The following is an 18,404-nucleotide window of genomic DNA, read 5'->3' on the forward strand; positions in this document are numbered from 1 at the left end:
TAGTAGCAGCGTGGAGTGGCGGCCATGATCACCGCAACAGACCTCGAGGTCCGCGCAGGGGCGCGCACGCTGCTGTCCACCGATGGCACGGCGCTGCGGGTGCAGCCCGGTGACCGGATCGGACTTGTCGGCCGCAACGGCGCAGGCAAGACCACGACCATGCGCATCCTCGCGGGCGAGGGCGAGCCGTATGCGGGCACGATCGCCCGCAGCGGGGAAATCGGCTACCTGCCACAGGATCCCAAGGAGGGCAACCTCGAGGTGCTGGCCCGCGACCGGGTGCTCTCGGCACGAGGCCTGGACACCTTGCTGGCTGATCTGGAGAAGCAGCAGGCGCTGATGGCCGAGGTGGCCGACGACGCCACCCGCGATCGCGCGGTGCGCCGCTACGGCCAACTGGAGGAACGGTTCGCAGCGCTCGGCGGCTACGCCGCCGAAAGCGAGGCGGGCCGCATCTGCGCGAGTCTCGGTTTGCCGGAACGTGTTCTGACCCAACCGCTTCGCACCCTTTCGGGTGGCCAGCGCCGCCGGGTCGAACTGTCCCGCATCCTGTTCGCGGCGAGTGACACGGGTGCGGGCTCGGCCACTACGTTGTTGCTCGACGAGCCGACCAACCACCTCGACGCCGACTCGCTGGGTTGGCTGCGCGACTTCCTGCGCGGGCACACCGGCGGCCTCGTGGTGATCAGCCACAACGTTGAACTGCTCGCCGACGTCGTCAACCGGGTGTGGTTCCTCGACGCCGTCCGCGGCGAGGTCGACGTCTACAACATGGGCTGGCAGAAGTACCTCGACGCGCGGGCCACCGACGAACAACGCAGGCGCCGCGAACGCGCCAACGCCGAACGCAAGGCCTCCGCGTTGCGGGCCCAGGCCGCCAAGATGGGCGCGAAGGCCACCAAAGCCGTTGCCGCACAGAACATGCTGCGTCGCGCCGACCGGATGATGGCCGCCCTTGACGAGGAACGGGTGGCCGACAAGGTGGCCAGAATCAAGTTCCCGACCCCGGCGCCGTGTGGCCGCACGCCGTTGGTGGCGAAGGGCCTGACGAAGAACTACGGCTCGCTCGAGGTGTTCACCGGCGTCGACCTAGCGATCGATCGTGGTTCACGCGTCGTGGTGCTCGGGCTCAACGGCGCGGGCAAAACCACTCTGTTGCGGTTGCTGGCAGGCGTCGAGACACCGGACTCCGGGGCGCTGGAACCCGGCCATGGAATGAAGATCGGCTACTTCGCGCAGGAGCACGACACGCTCGACAACATGGCGACGGTGTGGGAGAACATCCGCCATGCCGCGCCCGACACCGGCGAGCAGGACCTGCGGGGGCTATTGGGCGCGTTCATGTTCAGCGGTGCGCAACTAGATCAACCCGCTGGCACGCTGTCCGGTGGTGAGAAGACACGGCTGGCACTTGCGGGCCTCGTCGCGTCGACCGCGAATGTGCTGCTGCTCGACGAGCCGACCAACAACCTCGACCCGGCGTCGCGCGAGCAAGTGCTCGACGCGCTGCGCAGCTACGCGGGCGCGGTCGTGTTGGTCACGCACGATCCCGGCGCCGCCGAAGCGCTCGACCCGCAACGCGTTGTGTTGCTGCCGGACGGCACAGAGGACTTCTGGTCTGACGAATATCGGGATCTCATCGAACTGGCCTGAGCGCGCCGCTGTGCGAATTGCGAACCGTTTCACCAATTTCGCCCGATGTGTGTGAAGCCTTCCTACGCTGGGTATGAGTCGGGGCATCCACAGCGGGGAGACGTCGATGAAGAAAATGAACCAGTCCCGGGACGAAGTGCTGAACGAATTGCGCAGCGCCTACGAGGGGGGTGCGAGCATACGTTCGTTGGTGGCGACCACCGGCCGCTCGTACGGGTCGATCCACAGCATGCTGCGTGAGTCGGGCACCACGATGCGCAGCCGCGGCGGCCCCAACCATCGCAGTCGGAAAGCCAGTTAGGACGGCTGTCTTACTGACGCTTCGACGAGGTCCAGTACGGCGCTGAGCTTTTCGGGGTCGTCGCCGGAAGCCAGCCGCGCCACCAGCCCATCCAGCACCAGGTCCAGGTACGTTTGCAGCACCGCGCTCGGCACGTCGTCACGTAGGCGCCCTGCCTGCTTCTGTCTGCGCAACCGCGCGTTGGTGGCGGCCGACAATTCGGCCGACCGCTCCGACCAGCCGCGATTGAACTCCGGGTCGTTGCGTAACTTCCGCGCGATCTCCAACCGGGTGGCCAGCCAGTCGAACTGGTCGGGCGCGGCCAGCATGTCGCGCATCACCTGAATCAAACCCTCGCGGGACGCGACGTCGGCCATTCGTTCCGCGTCCTCGCGCGCCAACTCGAAGAACAGTGTGTCCTTGTCGCGGAAGTGGTGGAAGATGGCGCCGCGCGACAGCCCGATCGTCTGCTCGAGCCGCCGCACGGTCGCCTTGTCGTATCCGTATTCCGCGAAGCACCGCCTGGCGCCGTCAAGGATCTGGCGTCGACGCGCCGCCAGATGGTCATCGGTCACCCGGGGCATGGAAGTCCTTACGACTTCAACATGTTGCGCAGCACGTACTGCAGGATGCCGCCGTTGCGGTAGTAGTCCGCCTCACCTGGTGTGTCGATGCGGACCACCGCGTCGAACTCGACTTTCGAACCGTCTTCCTTGGTGGCCGTGACGTGCACGGTCTTCGGTGTCTTGCCGCCGTCTTCCCCGTCGCTTCGCTCGCCCTGGTCATTGAGCGCCTCGATGCCGGTGATGTCGAACGTCTCGGTGCCGTCGAGCTTCAACGACGCCGCCGACTCACCCTCGGGGAACTGCAACGGGATGACACCCATGCCGATCAAGTTGGAGCGGTGGATGCGCTCGAAGGACTCGGTGATGACCGCGCGCACCCCCAGCAGGCTGGTGCCTTTGGCCGCCCAGTCGCGTGACGAACCAGACCCGTATTCCTTGCCGCCCAACACCACCAGCGGAATGTCCTGCGCCGCATAGTTTTGCGCTGCGTCGTAGATGAACGCCTGCTCGCCGCCGTTGGTGAAGTCGCGGGTGTAGCCGCCGGACACGTCGTCGAGCAGTTGGTTGCGCAACCTGATGTTGGCGAACGTGCCGCGGATCATCACCTCGTGATTGCCACGCCGTGAGCCGTAGGAGTTGTAGTCCTTCTTGTCGACCCCGTGCGAGTCGAGGTACTGCGCCGCAGGCGTGCCTGGCTTGATGCTGCCGGCCGGGGAGATGTGGTCGGTGGTCACCGAATCACCCAGCAGCGCAAGCACCCTGGCGCCCGTGATGTCGGTCACCGGCTGCGGCTCGGCGGGCATCCCGTCGAAGTACGGAGGTTTGCGCACGTACGTCGAGTTGCTGTCCCACTCGAAGGTGTTGCCCGACGGCGTCGGAAGGTTGCGCCACCGGTCGTCGCCCTTGAACACGTCGGAGTAGTTCTTGACGAACATCTCGGTGTTGATCGCATCGGCGATCGTGGCGTTGATGTCCTGCTGTGACGGCCAGATGTCCTTCAGGAACACCTCGTTGCCGTCGGTGTCTTTGCCGAGCGGCTCGCTCTCGAAGTCGAAATCCATGGTGCCCGCCAACGCGTAGGCGATCACCAGCGGAGGCGACGCGAGGTAGTTCATCTTCACGTCGGGGTTGATGCGGCCCTCGAAGTTGCGGTTACCTGACAGCACCGCGCTGACCGACAGGTCACAGTCGTTGATCGCCTTGCTGATCTCGTCGGGCAGCGGTCCCGAGTTGCCGATGCACGTGGTGCAGCCGTAGCCGACGAGATAGAAACCGAGCTTCTCGAGGTAGGGCCACAGGCCGGCCTTCTCGTAGTAGTCGGTGACGACCTGCGAGCCAGGCGCCATCGTGGTCTTCACCCACGGCTTGGAGGTCAGGCCCTTCTCGACCGCGTTGCGAGCCAACAGCGCCGCACCGAGCATCACCTCGGGATTGGAGGTGTTGGTGCACGACGTGATCGCCGCGATCACCACCGCGCCGTGGTCGAGCACGAACTCGCCGCGACCCTCGCATTTCACCTCGACCGGATTGGTCGGCCTGCCGTTGGCGCCCACGGCGGCCGACGGCACGATGGCGTCGTCGTCGGCGAACGCCAGGCTGGACGCCGGGTCGCTCGCCGGGAACGTCTCTTCGACGGCCTCATCGAGCTTGGTGTGCTCGGTGGGCATGTTGTCTTCGACGTAGTTGTGAATGTCCTTGCGGAAGGCGGACTTTGCGTCGGAGAGCGCGATACGGTCCTGCGGCCGCTTCGGCCCGGCGATCGATGCGACGACATCCGACAGGTCCAACTCGAGGTACTCGGAGTACTTCGGCTCCCGCTTCGGGTCGTGCCACATTCCTTGTTCCTTGGCATACGCCTCGACGAGTGCCAGCTGCTCCTCGTTGCGGCCCGTCATCTTCAGATAGTCGATGGTGACCTGGTCGATCGGGAAAATCGCTGCGGTAGAACCGAATTCGGGGCTCATGTTGCCCAGCGTCGCGCGGTTGGCCAGCGGCACTTCGGCCACGCCTTCGCCGTAGAACTCGACGAACTTGCCGACCACGCCGTGCTTGCGCAGCATCTCGGTGACGGTGAGGACCACGTCGGTGGCGGTCACACCCGGCCGCCGCTCACCGGACAGCTTGAAGCCGACGACGCGGGGGATCAGCATTGACACCGGCTGGCCCAGCATGGCCGCCTCGGCCTCGATACCGCCGACGCCCCAGCCCAGGACCCCCAGACCGTTCTCCATCGTGGTGTGGCTGTCGGTGCCGACGCAGGTGTCGGGGTACGCGACACCGTCTCGGTTCATCACGACGCTGGCCAGGTATTCGATGTTGACCTGGTGCACGATGCCGGTGCCGGGCGGCACCACCTTGAAGTCGTTGAACGCGCCCTGCCCCCAGCGCAGGAACTGGTAGCGCTCGCCGTTGCGCTCGTACTCGATCTCGACGTTGCGCTCGAACGCGTCCGGGCGGCCGAACAGGTCGGCGATCACCGAGTGGTCGATGACCAGGTCCGCGGGCGCCAGCGGGTTCACCTTCTCCGGATCGCCGCCGAGATCGCCGATCGCCTCACGCATGGTGGCCAGGTCGACGATGCACGGGACGCCGGTGAAGTCCTGCATGATCACCCGCGCGGGCGTGAACTGGATCTCGACGCTCGGGTCGGCCGACGGATCCCAGTTGGCGATGGCTTCGATGTGGTCCTTGGTGATGTTGGCGCCGTCCTCGGTGCGCAGCAGATTCTCCGCGAGCACCTTGAGGCTGTAGGGAAGTTTCTCGGTACCGGGAACCGCGTCGAGGCGGTAGATCTCATAGCTCTTGTCCCCGACCTTCAACGTGTCGCGGGCCTTAAAAGAGTTCAAGGACGAATTTCCGTTATTGCCTTTGCTCACATCAACTCCCGGCTAGATACCGCCGCGACGGGCTGTGTCGTCGGCGCCCACAACTCTAACAGTACGCTTGTCCTGCAACGCACCCTAGTGGTCCTCTCAGTCTGGTCTCCGCGAGCGCGTGCTGTCACCCGCATACCCACTCATCGCGTACCGTGCCCGTGTGACCGGACCGCACGTGATTCCGTTCCCGCCGACGTACATCCCGCCGCAGGTGTGCGCGACAGTGGGGAAGGACGCCTCGACGCCACCGGACGCCTGCATGGACCTCGTGCTCGCCGACGTCCGCGACGACGGTGCGAGCGCCTCGGCCACCCAGGACAGGACCGGACTGAGTGGCGTCGTCGCCGACGCCAAGCAGAAGGGCATCGACCTCAAGATCGTGGTGCTCGACCAGAGCCCGCCGATCGACACCCCGTTGCGCGATATCGCCACCGAGGTGGGCAAGGCGTATCCGGGTTCGACCGTGTTGGTGATCAGTCCGGGGTGGGCTGGCACCTACAGCACGACCTTCGACCGGGTCACGCTCGAGGCGGGTCAGGACATCGCGAAGACCCCGGATGCCGTGCAGTCGTCGAAGAATTTCGTCAGTGAGTTGACGACGCCGCATTTCCCGTGGACGCCATTCACCATTGTCGTCGTGCTGGCCGTGATTGCTGCGGTTGTCGGCACCCGTGTGCTGCAGGTCAAGGCGAAACGCGCGGCTGCCCACGAGCAGGCCTGAACCCGCACATTTGTGCGATTTGGCGTCCGCCGGCAAATGAAAATGTCACGGCCGGATAACGCTTAATTCAATTACAAACTTGTAATTTGTTACTAAAGTTTCCTTAGCGTCAGATGTGACGTAGCGTGCATTCGGTGGCAGATGATGCAGTTGTGAATTGTGTGACTGCACACAGCTGTCCTCACAAGATGTGCCGACACGTTCGCGTGTGAGCCATAGGAGACACGAGCCGAATGAGACGCACCCCTCGGGTCAGCGCGGTGACGCTTGCCATCGGCATGCTGCTCGCGACCCCCGGCCTCGCCGTTGCGCAACCGGGTAGTCCCGACTCCCTCGGTGCGCTCGTCGCGGCGGTCGCCAACGCCAACCAGAAGCTGCAGGAGCTCGGAGCAGCCATTCAGGCGCAACAAGAAAGCGTCAACAAGGCAATCGTCGACGTGCAGACGGCGAGGGACAACGCCGCGGTCGCCCAGCAGGAAGTCGACGCCAGCGCGCGGCGGGTTGCCGACGCCAACACCGCGATCGCGGCGGCGCAGCAGCGCTTCGACATCTTCGCTGCCGCAACGTATGTCAACGGACCGTCGAACTCGTACCTGACCGCAGCCGATCCGGCGGACATGCTCAACACGGCCGCCGCGGGCCAGACTCTGTCGGCCAGCGCCCAGCAGGTGATGACCAACCTGCAGCGGGCACGCACCGAGCAGGTGAACAAGGAATCGGCGGCGCGACTGGCCAAGCAGAACGCCGACAAGGCCGTCGCCGACGCCGAGGCCAGGCAACAGGACGCGGTGACAGCGCTGACCAATGCGCAGCAGACGTTCAAGAGTCAGCAGACGGATCTGGATCGGTTGACGGCCGAACGCGCGGCCGCCAAGGCCAAACTCGACGAGGCGCGCAACTGGTCGGCGCAGGCCGCCGGTAAGCCGCCCGCTGCGCCCGCCGCCGCGGCCGTCGGTGACGCGAACGCCAACTGGGACCGCGCACCTGGCGCCCGTGCCGGTGCGGGCAATTGGGACTCGCTGTGGGATCCGACACTGCCTGCGATCCCGAGCGCGTTCGTCAGCGGCGACCCGATCGCGATCATCAACACGATCCTCGGCTACATGTCCACCTCGGCGCAGGTGACCCAGCAGATGGGGCGCAACTTCCTGCAGTCGATCGGCCTGCTGCCGACCCCGAGCGGCTATACCAACGGCGCGATCCCGCGGGTGTACGGCAGGCAGGCAACCGAATACGTGATCAACCGCGGCCTCGCGGTGCGCGGCACGCCGTACTCGTGGGGTGGCGGCAACGCCGCGGGCGCGAGCCGCGGTATCGACTCCGGCGCCAACACAGTCGGTTTCGACTGTTCCGGGTTGATGCTCTACATGTTCGCCGGTGTCGGCATCAAGCTCGACCACTACTCGGGCTCCCAATACAACGCGGGCCGCAAGGTGCCGTCCTCGCAGATGCGCAGGGGCGACATGATCTTCTACGGCCCCAACGCTAGCCAGCACGTCGCGATGTACCTGGGCAACGGCCAGATGCTCGAGGCCCCGTACACGGGGTCCGTGGTGAAGGTCTCGCCCGTGCGCACCAGCGGTATGACGCCGTACGTGACCCGAATGATCGAATGGTGATTCTCCTGCGCCGCTTAACAATTGGACTATTGATTTCCGTCGCGCTGCTGCTCGGCCTTGCGATACCCGCAGTGGCGGCCCCCGACGACGGGCAATGGGACCCGACCCTGCCGAAGATCATCAGCTCGGGTGCCCCCGGCGATCCGGTGGCGGCGGCCAACGCCGCATTCTCGGTGAGCCAGTTGGCCATTCAGACCACGCAGAACCTCGGCCAGCAGTTCCTGGCCAGCATCGGCCTCGGCGGCAGTCCCGCCACCGCGGCCATGCCCGCCGGTGGACGCGTGCGCGGCCCGCAGGCCATCGAGTACATGATCCGCCGCGCCGGTTCGCAGATCGGTGTGCCCTACTCGTGGGGCGGCGGATCGTTGACAGGGCCGAGCGAAGGGGTGGACCAGGACGCGGGCAAGGTCGGCTACGACTGTTCGGGGCTGACCCGATTCGCCTTCGCGGGTGTCGGCGTGCAGATCCCGAAGTATTCGGGCGACCAGTACAACACCGGCCGCCCCATCCCGCCGTCCCAGGCCAAGCGCGGCGACCTGATCTTCTACGGGCCCGGCGGTAGCCAGCACGTCGCGATCTTCCTGGGCGGCGGCAAGATGCTCGAAGCGTCCAGCGCGGCGGGGCACGTCACGATCAGCCCGGTGCGCACCGCTGGTATGTCGCCCCATCTGTCCCGCATGATCGATTCCTGAGCGTGGCCTGAGTTAAACCTGAGCACTCCTGATGAATGCTCGGCGGGGCGCCGACACTTCGTCGGGCAACGTCGACGGAATCCGGACCGCCTGGAATAGTTGACGACGAGCGTGTGGCCAACTCCGGCCGACGCCGCTGCGACCAGCGTCTTAATTGATGTGGAAGGACCGTTGATGACGTCACCGAGTGGGCCACCGCAGGGCGCTGGGGGTTATTCCGGACAGGCGCCGACCCAGGCCTACAACCCCGGGACCCCCGGCACGCATGCAGCGCCGCCGACCAACGGAGGTCTGCAACAAGAGGTCCACACCCTCGAGCGCGCCATCTTCGAGGTCAAGCGGATCATCGTCGGCCAGGACCAGTTGGTCGAGCGAATGCTGGTCGGCCTGCTCGCCAAGGGGCACGTGCTGCTCGAAGGTGTGCCCGGCGTGGCCAAGACGCTGGCCGTCGAAACATTCGCCAAGGTGGTCGGCGGAACCTTCGCCCGCATCCAGTTCACCCCGGACCTGGTGCCCACCGACATCATCGGCACCCGCATCTATCGGCAGGGCAAAGAGGAGTTCGACATCGAACTCGGCCCTGTGGTGGTCAACTTCCTGCTCGCCGACGAGATCAACCGCGCACCCGCCAAGGTGCAGTCGGCGCTGCTCGAGGTGATGGCCGAGCGCAAGATCTCGATCGGCGGCAAGACCTTCCCGCTGCCGGCGCCGTTCCTGGTGATGGCCACGCAGAACCCCATCGAGCAGGAGGGTGTCTACGCGCTGCCAGAAGCCCAGCGGGATCGCTTCCTGTTCAAGCTCAACATCGACTACCCGTCGCCGGAAGAGGAGCGCGAGATCGTCTACCGGATGGGCGTCAAGCCGCCGGAACCCAAGCAGATCCTGGCGCCCGGTGACCTGCTGCGCCTTCAAGACGTGGCGGCCAACACCTTCGTGCATCACGCGCTCGTTGATTACGTGGTGCGCGTCGTCACCGCGACCCGCGCGCCGGAGAAGTTCGGCATGCCCGACGCCAAGGCGTGGATCGCCTACGGCGCCTCACCGCGTGCGTCGCTCGGCATCATCGCGGCATCCCGCGCGCTGGCGTTGGTGCGTGGCCGCGACTACGTGATCCCCCAAGACGTCGTCGAGGTCATCCCCGACGTGCTGCGCCACCGCCTCGTGCTGACCTACGACGCGCTGGCTGACGAGATCTCCGCGGAGACCGTGATCAACCGGATCCTGCAGACCGTCGCGCTGCCTCAGGTGAACGCCATTCCGCAGCAAGGACATTCGGTGCCGCCGGTGATGCCCACCGCAGCGGCCGCCGCCGGTAATCGGTGACTACCTCGAGGCGAGGGGTCGATCTTCCGTCGCTCAAGCGCGGGGAGATCCGTGATCCCGCGCTGACGGCAGCTCTGAGAAAACTCGAGCTGACCGTGCGCCGCAAACTCGACGGGGTGCTGCACGGTGACCACCTCGGGCTGTTGCCCGGCCCGGGTTCGGAGCCGGGGGAGTCGCGGCTGTATCAACCCGGCGACGACGTCCGGCGGATGGACTGGTCGGTGACCGCGCGCACGACGCACCCGCACGTGCGTCAGATGATCGCCGACCGTGAGCTCGAGACGTGGCTGGTGGTCGACATGTCCGCCAGCCTGGACTTCGGCACCACCGGCTGCGAGAAGCGCGATCTGGCGGTGGCTGCGGCGGCCGCCATCACCTTCCTCAACAGCGGCGGCGGCAACCGGATCGGCGCCATCATCGCCAACGGCGACTCGGTGCGCCGGGTGCCCGCGTTGTCGGGGCGCATGCACGAGCAGGAACTGCTGCGCACGATCGCCACGATGCCCAAGGCGCCGCCCGGGGTCCGTGGCGACCTGGCCGCCGCCATCGATGCGCTGCGCAGGCCGGAGCGCCGACGCGGCATGGCGGTGATCATCAGCGACTTCCTCGGCCCGATCAACTGGATGCGCCCGCTGCGGGCGATCGCGGGCAGGCACGAGGTGCTCGGCATCGAAGTTCTCGACCCGCGCGACGTCGAACTGCCACCCGTCGGCGACGTCATCCTGCAGGACACCGAGACCGGGGTCACCCGCGAGTTCACCATCGACGAGCAGCTGCGCGACGACTTCGAGAAGGCGGCGGCGGCGCATCGTGCCGAGGTCGCCCGCACGCTGCGGCGCTGTGACGCCCCGCTGCTGTCGCTCCGCACCGACAGGGACTGGATTGCCGACGTCGTCCGGTTCGTCGCCAACCGCCGCCGCGGAGCGCTTGCCGGGCTGGGTTAAACCAACGAAATGACAACTGGCGCATGACATTACCGTTGCTCGGTCCGATGACGCTGTCGGGATTCGAACACGCCTGGTTTTTCCTGTTCCTGATCGCCGTCGCCGCAATCGTCGCGCTGTACGTGCTGGTGCAGGTGGCCAGGCACCGGCGGATGCTGCGGTTCGCTAACATGGAGTTGCTGGAAAGCGTTGCGCCCAAACGGCCTTCGCGCTGGCGACATCTGCCTGCGATCCTGTTGGTGGCCGCACTGCTGATGTTCACCGTGGCGATGGCGGGGCCGACGCACGACGTCCGGATTCCGCGCAACCGCGCGGTGGTGATGTTGGTGATCGACGTGTCGCAGTCGATGCGGGCAACCGACGTGTCCCCGAACCGTCTCGCCGCGGCGCAGGAGGCCGCCAAGCAATTCGCCGATCAACTCACGCCAGGCATCAATCTGGGGTTGATCGCGTACGCGGGCACGGCGACCGTGCTGGTATCGCCGACGACAAACCGGGAGGCGTCGAAGGCTGCGATCGACAAGCTCCAACTGGCCGACCGCACCGCGACGGGGGAAGGCATCTTCACCGCGCTGCAGGCCATCGCCACCGTCGGCGCGGTGATCGGCGGCGGTGACGAACCGCCGCCCGCCCGCATCGTGCTGATGTCCGACGGCAAGGAGACGGTGCCGTCGAACCCGGACAACCCGAAGGGCGCCTACACCGCCGCGCGCACCGCCAAGGACCAGGGGGTGCCGATCTCGACGGTGTCGTTCGGCACGCCGTACGGCTACGTCGAGATCAACGATCAGCGGCAGCCGGTGCCGGTTGACGACGAGATGCTCAAGAGAATCGCCGAACTGTCCGGTGGCGAGGCCTACACCGCGTCGAGCCTGGAGCAACTCAAGGAGGTCTTCACCAACCTGCAGGAGCAGATCGGCTACGAAACCCGCAAGGGTGACGCGAGCGCGGGCTGGCTGCGGCTGGGCGCGCTGGTGCTGGCGCTCTCAGCGCTGGCGGCCATGCTGATCAACCGCCGACTACCCAACTGAGGCCCATGACACTTCCATTGCTCGGACCGATGACGCTGACGGGCTTCGACCACGTCTGGTACTTCCTGTTCCTGTTCGTGGTGGCCGGACTCGTCGTGCTGTACCTCGCGATGCAGCGCTCGCGGCGCAAGCGACTGCAGCAGTTCGCCAACACCGAGTTGCTGGAAAGCGTTGCGCCCAAACGGCCTTCGCGCTGGCGCCATCTGGCGACGGTGCTGCTGATCGTGTCGCTGGTGTCGTTCACCATCGCGATGGCCGGGCCGACGCACGACGTCCGGATTCCGCGCAACCGCGCCGTGGTGATGTTGGTGATCGACGTGTCGCAGTCGATGCGGGCCACCGACATCGAGCCGAGCCGGATGGCCGCCGCCCAGGAGGCGGCCAAGCAGTTCGTCGACCAGATGACGCCCGGCATCAACCTCGGGCTCATCTCCTATGCGGGCACGGCGACCGTGCTGGTGTCGCCGACCACCAACCGCGACGCGTCCAAGAACGCGATCGACAAGCTGCAGGTGGCCGACCGCACCGCGACCGGCGAGGCGATCTTCACCGCACTGCAGGCCATCAACACCGTCGGCGCGGTGATCGGCGGCGGTGACACGCCGCCGCCCGCCCGCATCGTGCTGATGTCCGACGGCAAAGAGACCGTGCCGTCGAACCCGGACAATCCCAAGGGCGCCTACACCGCCGCGCGCACCGCGAAAGATCAAGGCGTCGGCATTTCCACGGTCGCCTTCGGCACCCCGTACGGCTACGTCGAGATGAACGATCAGCGCACCCCCGTGCCGGTGGACGACGAGATGCTCAAGAAGATCGCCCAGCTGTCGAACGGCCAGTCCTACACCGCGGACAGCCTCGAACAGCTCAAGGAGGTCTTCACCAACCTGCAGGAGCAGATCGGCTATGAGACCCGCAAGGGCGATGCCAGCGCGGGCTGGCTGCGACTGGGTGCGTTCGTGTTGGCGCTGGCCGCGGTTGCGGCGCTGCTGATCAACCGCAGGCTGCCGAACTAAGGCGATTTCTTAAGAATGTGCCCCAGGCACTAAGTTGGCCTGCATGCCCGAATTCGTGTCGCGCTCCGTGCTGGTGACCGGTGGAAACCGTGGCATCGGACTGGCCATTTCCCAACGGCTTGCCGCCGACGGTCACAAGGTCGCGGTCACCCACCGTGGCTCCGGTGCGCCCGAGGGGCTGTTCGGTGTCGAGTGTGACGTCACCGACAACGCCGCCGTGGACCGCGCTTTCTCCGAGGTCGAGGCGCACCAGGGGGCGGTCGAGGTGCTGGTGTCCAACGCCGGTATCTCCAAGGATGCGTTCCTGATCCGGATGACCGAGGAGCGGTTCGAAGAGGTCATCAACGCCAACCTCACCGGCGCTTTCCGGGTGGCGCAGCGGGCGTCGCGCAGCATGCAGCGCAAGCGCTTCGGTCGGATCATCTTCATCGGATCGGTGTCGGGCATGTGGGGCATCGGCAATCAGGCCAACTACGCGGCCGCCAAGGCCGGGCTGATCGGCATGGCCCGCTCGATCTCCAGGGAGCTGTCCAAGGCCGGAGTGACCGCCAATGTGGTGGCGCCCGGCTACATCGACACGGAGATGACGCGCGCGCTGGACGAACGGATCCAGCAGGGCGCATTGGAGTTCATCCCTGCCAAGCGGGTCGGCACCGCCGAGGAGGTCGCCGGGGCGGTCAGCTTCCTGGCGTCCGAGGACGCCAGCTACATCGCAGGCGCGGTGATCCCGGTCGACGGCGGCATGGGCATGGGCCACTAGAAAGGAAACCAGGACATGGCAGGACTTCTTGAAGGCAAGCGCATCCTCGTCACGGGGATCATCACCGACTCGTCGATCGCGTTCCACATCGCGAAGGTGGCGCAGGAGGCCGGCGCCGAACTGGTGCTCACCGGTTTCGACCGGATGAAGCTCATCCAACGCATCGCCGACCGCCTCCCGGAGAAGGCGCCGCTGCTGGAACTCGACGTGCAGAACGACGAGCACCTCAATTCGCTCGCCGACCGGGTGCTCGAGGTGATCGGGCAGGGCAACAAGCTCGACGGCGTGGTGCACTCGATCGGCTACATGCCGCAGACCGGGATGGGCATCAACCCGTTCTTCGATGCGCCTTATGAGGACGTCGCCAAGGGCATCCACATCTCCGCGTACTCCTACGCCTCACTGGCGAAAGCGCTGCTGCCCATCATGAATCCCGGTGGCGGCATCGTCGGAATGGACTTCGACCCGACCCGCGCGATGCCCGCCTACAACTGGATGACCGTGGCCAAGAGCGCGCTGGAGTCGGTGAACCGGTTCGTCGCACGGGAAGCCGGCAAGTACGGTGTGCGGTCGAATCTCGTTGCAGCAGGGCCGATCCGGACCCTGGCGATGAGCGCGATCGTCGGTGGGGCGCTCGGCGAGGAAGCCGGTGCCCAGATGCAGCTGCTCGAAGAGGGCTGGGACCAGCGCGCCCCGATCGGCTGGAACATGAAGGATCCGACGCCGGTGGCCAAGACGGTGTGCGCACTGTTGTCCGACTGGCTGCCCGCCACCACCGGCACCGTCGTCTACGCCGACGGCGGCGCCAGCACGCAGCTGCTCTAGATGGAGGCCGATGAGCGCTCGCGCGAAGAGCATTGACCTTGACGCGCTTCTGCTCCTGTCGTTCGGCGGGCCGGAGGCGCCCGAACACGTGATGCCGTTCCTGGAGAACGTCACCCGGGGCCGCGGCATCCCCCGCGAACGACTGCAATCGGTCGCCGAGCACTACCTGCACTTCGGTGGTGTCTCGCCGATCAACGGCATCAACCGCGAACTGATCGCCGCGATCGAAGCCGAGATCGACCTGCCGGTGTACTTCGGTAATCGGAACTGGGAACCCTACGTCGAGGACACGGTTGTTGCCATGCGCGACAACGGGGTTCGCCGCGCCGCGGTGTTCGCGACCTCAGCGTGGGGTGGCTACTCCAGTTGCACGCAGTACGTCGAGGACATCGCCCGAGCCAGGGCCGCAGCGGGTGACGGGGCACCGGAGTTGGTGAAGCTGCGTCAGTTCTTCGACCATCCGTTGTTCGTGGAGATGTTCGCCGAGGGCATCGCATCGTCCAAGCAGACGATGCCCGACGACGCGCGCCTGGTGTTCACGGCGCATTCCATTCCGCTGGCGGCCCGAAACCGTTGTGGCGCAGACCTGTACAGCCGTCAGGTGGGCTATGCGTCGGGTCTGGTGGCCGCCGCCGCGGGCTACGACGACTACGACCAGGTATGGCAGTCGCGCTCGGGCCCGCCACAGGTGCCCTGGCTGGAACCCGACATCGGCGATCACCTGTCGGCACTGGCGGAAAGCGGCACCACGGCGGTGATCGTCTGTCCGATCGGTTTTGTCTCCGACCACATCGAGGTGGTGTGGGACCTGGACCACGAGTCGGCACAGCAGGCGGCCGACCTCGGCATCGCATTTGCGAGGGCAGCGACCCCGAACGCAGATCCGCGGTTCGCTCGGCTAGTTGCCGACTTGATCGACGAGGTGGCCGCAGGCCGAGAACCGTCGAGGGTGCCGGGACCGGATGCGCCGCCGCTACAGGGCTTTTCGGTCGACGGCGTGGTTTGCACGTCGAACTGCAGCTAGCGAATTTCGGCCAGCCCGACCGGGCGGAGCAATCTATCGGCCTTTGCGCACAGACCGGCGATCACCATACCCACGCAACATCGCGGTCGGTTGCTGGATTTTTGCGACGACAACGAAATCCCTTTATTTCGTTTCTTCGGCCAGCCGACAAAGATTGCGCAGTCATCGTGTCGCGTATTTGTCGTTTCGAACGTCGCGGTAGGGATATGCCGAAACAGCTAATTATTTTCCGCGTCAATTACTTGACTGCGCAATTATCTATGCACTTACGGCTCAGGAGTGCGGGGGATTCCGCCGACCCACAGCAGATTTTCAGCTACTTTCTGGCACATCGTCAGTTAACTTCTGTCCGGGGGTCATCATGCAACTCAGCCTCAAGCCGTACGTCACGAATGGCATCGTCATTGCTGGTGCAGCCGCCCTAGTCGCCGCACCCATCACCATTTCGCCGCCCGATATCAGCCAGCCCCTCGCCATCGCTGAGCGAACGATAGCCGTCGAGCAGAAGGCGTTTGTCAACGATTTGCTCGACGCGTTCGCGCTCGTGGCGGACGCCACCGGCGAGACCATTAGCAACGCGATTTACTTTGTCGGGGTGGAGCCCAACTTCGAGGCTCGCTGGGCGCAGGCGCTGATTCAGAACCCGGGATTGGTGGCGAGTATTGCAAGTGGCGTCGTCACGCTGGAACTGCTCGACCTCCTGGGCATACCGTCTCCCTTGATCGGTGCGCTCACCAGTTTGCTCCCGGCGCAGTTGGGTCAACCCATCGCGGACGCATACGACGCGTTGTTCGAATTCATCGATCCGGGTCGATTGGGCGGCCTGCTGCCGGATCCGACCGACGGGATCAATGCCATCAACGCGGCGCTGCTCCCGCCGCTCGTCGACAGTTTCACGAACGGAATCGTTACCGCGTTCGACAGCGTCGGCGTATCGATCTGGGGCGGCTTGGGATTCGTCGGCCAGGCGCCCAACGCGCTGCTGAGTGTCGCGCAATCGGCCATCGCCGACCCCGGCGATATTCCCGGGCTGGCCAGCTTCCTCGCGTACAGCTTGATAAACCCCTTCTCGAACCCCGTTCCGATCGACTCGGTCTACTCGCTCGCGATCGAGCCTCTCATCGACGGCGTGATCAACACCGCCGTGCCGCCCATCGGTGGTCTTGTCGCTGCCGTCAAGAACGGGCTCGACGGCGCATTGACGGCCGTGCTGAATGCGCTGCCCGCGCCCGTGGCCCCGTCGCCGTTCGTCTCGCCGTTGCGGGCGCCGGCGAATGACGTGTCGAGCGCCGAAGTGGTCCCGGCGGACAACGCTCGGGTGGTCAACGTTGCGGTCGCCGACACATCAGTCGCGGACCCCGAAAAGGATTATGTCAAGGATCCCGGCGATACCGGCGGCGACGTGAAAGCCGCGTCGGCGCAACAGGATCCGCCCGAGGCCGATGATCCGGGCACAACGACGAACAAAGCGCGCGCCAACGGGCATGTGCGACTGAACGTGAAGAAGGTCAACCCGTTGGTCGGCAAGCTCGATGACACGAAGACGGTCAGTGCGGATCCGTCGAATCAGGCGGACTCCGACACGCCCGAAATCGTGAGCCCGGTGAACGCGGGCGCCGGCAGCCCGGACACCGAAGGCGCACCGGACAACAGCGTCGACGGCGAGCACACCACCGAGAATGCCGACGCCGGCCAGGACGCCAAATAGCGCTACTGCCAGGCTGAGTACAGGATCGCGGTGATCGCGGCCATCCGCGCCTCGCGCACCACCGAGGACAGCGGGCGCAGCGCGTCACTGGCGATCTGAACCTCTGACGACGTCTGCAGCCCGATCGGGATCAGGCCCGAACTGACGGTGATGATCGCGTCGATGTGGGCGGCGTTCTCGAGCACGCGCACCGCGCGCGACGGTGCATGATCGGGCACCCGGTGCCCGCGGTTGCTCTCCAGCACCTGCTCGACGAGACCGCGGGGATCGGCCACGTCACTGCCGGCGGCGCGGATGGCCCCGAGCGCATCGGCGGCTGAGCGCACGGCATTTCGCAGCGTGAGTTCCGCGTCACCGAGGTCGTGGTATTCGTCGGGCACCGGCGCGGACACCGAGTACACCGTCCACGACAACGACGTCGGTTCCGGTTCGTACTCGGACTCGTCGTCGAGTTCGTCGTATTCGAATTCCGGCACCAGACCCACCGCGGTCGACGCGTCACGCCCGATGATGACGGCCTCACCCGCTGTCACTGCGTCACGCTGGAATTGGGTGCCTGCAGGAAGCCCGCGCACGTCGCCGGGCACCGGCAACGCCACGCCGATGGCGGGCGCCGACAATCCCGTTCCCGCGCTCGTGCGCACCGTCTGCAACAGCGACACCGCGCCCGCGTCGTTCAGATCGGGCCATGGCAAACCGGTGCGACCTGCCGCAACGGAGTCGTAGGCCGTTACCGAATGCCTTGGTGCCCATTGCGATAACGCATCGAGCACATCGTCAGGCGCGGCTGCGCCTGCGAGCCAGGCGTTGGCCCACACAGAGAGAGAGACACTAGGGCACCACATGATGCTCGCAGTGTAGTTGTTAGCCGCTCATTGAGTCGGCTACGCGCTAGGCTGACGGCATGCCCGTCCCGCTGATCTGGCTAATCGCCGCACTGGGTCTTGCCGGGGCCGAAGCGCTCACCGGCGACCTGTTTCTGCTCATGCTCGGCGGCGGTGCGCTGGCCGCGGCCGGGTCCAGTCTGATCTTCGACGACCTGTGGGTGCACGGCGCTGTTTTCCTCGTTGTCTCAGTGCTCCTGCTGGTGCTGGTGCGGCCCGCGCTGAAGCGACACTTCATGTCGGGCAGGGGGCTGCCCGAACCGGTGAAGGCACTCGAGGGCAAGAGCGCTCTCGTGCTCGACCGGGTGGCGCGCCATGAGGGACAGGTGAAACTCGACGGCGAAATCTGGACGGCGCGCCCGTACAACCAGGACGATGTCTACGAACCTGGCGACCACGTCACCGTCGTGCACATTGACGGCGCGACCGCGGTCGTCCAAAAGGTCATCTAGAGAACACTGGGCAAACGAGGGGAAGGAACCCGC

Annotated in this window: 17 protein-coding genes; 14 read left to right on the forward strand and 3 right to left on the reverse strand. The window is 65.9% G+C overall.

All coding sequences use genetic code 11. The features are described 5' to 3' along the window. Window positions 1–24: 24 nt before the first annotated feature. On the forward strand, window positions 25–1,653 hold the full coding sequence (locus A5724_RS28915; protein WP_067810779.1) for an ABC-F family ATP-binding cassette domain-containing protein: 1,629 nt from the start codon (window positions 25–27) through the stop codon (window positions 1,651–1,653). 106 nt (window positions 1,654–1,759) lie between these two features. Next, window positions 1,760–1,954: a helix-turn-helix domain-containing protein gene (locus tag A5724_RS28920; protein WP_067810781.1), complete on the forward strand. Its 195-nt coding sequence runs from the start codon at window positions 1,760–1,762 to the stop codon at window positions 1,952–1,954. Here A5724_RS28920 and A5724_RS28925 read toward each other — a convergent pair. Together A5724_RS28925 and acnA are read right to left on the reverse strand one after the other, a co-directional pair. Then, complete coding sequence (locus A5724_RS28925) at window positions 1,951–2,517, reverse strand: TetR/AcrR family transcriptional regulator (protein ID WP_067810414.1); 567 nt, start codon at window positions 2,515–2,517, stop codon at window positions 1,951–1,953. The two genes, A5724_RS28920 and A5724_RS28925, sit on opposite strands and share 4 nt — an antisense overlap. Before the next feature lie 8 nt (window positions 2,518–2,525). Next, complete coding sequence (gene acnA, locus A5724_RS28930; RefSeq protein ID WP_067810415.1) at window positions 2,526–5,375, reverse strand: aconitate hydratase AcnA; 2,850 nt, start codon at window positions 5,373–5,375, stop codon at window positions 2,526–2,528. A 160-nt stretch (window positions 5,376–5,535) separates the two neighbouring features. Between acnA and A5724_RS28935 the strand changes: the two genes are divergently transcribed. From A5724_RS28935 to A5724_RS28985, 11 genes are all read left to right on the forward strand, one after another. Then, window positions 5,536–6,096, forward strand: a complete 561-nt coding sequence (locus tag A5724_RS28935) for a DUF6676 family protein (protein WP_067810416.1) — start codon at window positions 5,536–5,538, stop codon at window positions 6,094–6,096. 233 nt (window positions 6,097–6,329) lie between these two features. Continuing rightward, window positions 6,330–7,715 carry an NlpC/P60 family peptidoglycan endopeptidase RipA gene (ripA, locus tag A5724_RS28940; RefSeq protein ID WP_067810417.1) on the forward strand — a complete coding sequence of 462 codons (1,386 nt, stop codon included), beginning with the start codon at window positions 6,330–6,332 and terminating at the stop codon, window positions 7,713–7,715. Beyond that, complete coding sequence (gene ripB / locus A5724_RS28945; protein ID WP_067810418.1) at window positions 7,709–8,407, forward strand: NlpC/P60 family peptidoglycan endopeptidase RipB; 699 nt, start codon at window positions 7,709–7,711, stop codon at window positions 8,405–8,407. Before ripA ends, ripB begins: the two co-directional genes overlap by 7 nt. Before the next feature lie 174 nt (window positions 8,408–8,581). Continuing rightward, the gene (locus A5724_RS28950; RefSeq protein WP_067810786.1) at window positions 8,582–9,730 is read left to right on the forward strand and encodes a MoxR family ATPase; all 1,149 of its coding nucleotides are present in this window, start codon (window positions 8,582–8,584) and stop codon (window positions 9,728–9,730) included. Beyond that, entirely contained in the window at window positions 9,727–10,674 is a 948-nt protein-coding gene (locus A5724_RS28955; RefSeq protein ID WP_067810419.1) for a DUF58 domain-containing protein, read from the forward strand. Before A5724_RS28950 ends, A5724_RS28955 begins: the two co-directional genes overlap by 4 nt. Window positions 10,675–10,697: 23 nt before the next feature. Next, window positions 10,698–11,705, forward strand: coding sequence for a VWA domain-containing protein (locus tag A5724_RS28960; protein ID WP_067810420.1), 1,008 nt, complete (start codon window positions 10,698–10,700; stop codon window positions 11,703–11,705). Window positions 11,706–11,710: 5 nt separating this feature from the next. Next, complete coding sequence (locus A5724_RS28965) at window positions 11,711–12,718, forward strand: VWA domain-containing protein (RefSeq protein WP_067810421.1); 1,008 nt, start codon at window positions 11,711–11,713, stop codon at window positions 12,716–12,718. Between the two features lie 43 nt (window positions 12,719–12,761). Next, entirely contained in the window at window positions 12,762–13,478 is a 717-nt protein-coding gene (gene fabG1 / locus A5724_RS28970) for a 3-oxoacyl-ACP reductase FabG1 (RefSeq protein WP_067810422.1), read from the forward strand. Window positions 13,479–13,493: 15 nt separating this feature from the next. Next, a complete protein-coding gene (gene inhA / locus A5724_RS28975) occupies window positions 13,494–14,303 on the forward strand; it encodes an NADH-dependent enoyl-ACP reductase InhA (RefSeq protein WP_067810424.1) in 810 nt (269 codons plus the stop codon). A gap of 31 nt (window positions 14,304–14,334) precedes the next feature. Then, complete coding sequence (locus A5724_RS28980; RefSeq protein WP_156752510.1) at window positions 14,335–15,327, forward strand: ferrochelatase; 993 nt, start codon at window positions 14,335–14,337, stop codon at window positions 15,325–15,327. Between the two features lie 361 nt (window positions 15,328–15,688). Further along, on the forward strand, window positions 15,689–17,035 hold the full coding sequence (locus A5724_RS28985; protein ID WP_067810428.1) for a hypothetical protein: 1,347 nt from the start codon (window positions 15,689–15,691) through the stop codon (window positions 17,033–17,035). Between the two features lie 2 nt (window positions 17,036–17,037). Here A5724_RS28985 and A5724_RS28990 read toward each other — a convergent pair whose 3' ends face one another. Further along, a complete protein-coding gene (locus A5724_RS28990) occupies window positions 17,038–17,880 on the reverse strand; it encodes a hypothetical protein (protein ID WP_067810430.1) in 843 nt (280 codons plus the stop codon). A gap of 59 nt (window positions 17,881–17,939) precedes the next feature. Between A5724_RS28990 and A5724_RS28995 the strand changes: the two genes are divergently transcribed. Continuing rightward, window positions 17,940–18,371 carry an NfeD family protein gene (locus A5724_RS28995; RefSeq protein ID WP_067810432.1) on the forward strand — a complete coding sequence of 144 codons (432 nt, stop codon included), beginning with the start codon at window positions 17,940–17,942 and terminating at the stop codon, window positions 18,369–18,371. Window positions 18,372–18,404 lie beyond the last annotated feature (33 nt).

It is taken from the genome of Mycobacterium sp. ACS1612 (genome assembly GCF_001667505.1).
In the GTDB taxonomy this organism is placed as follows: domain Bacteria; phylum Actinomycetota; class Actinomycetes; order Mycobacteriales; family Mycobacteriaceae; genus Mycobacterium.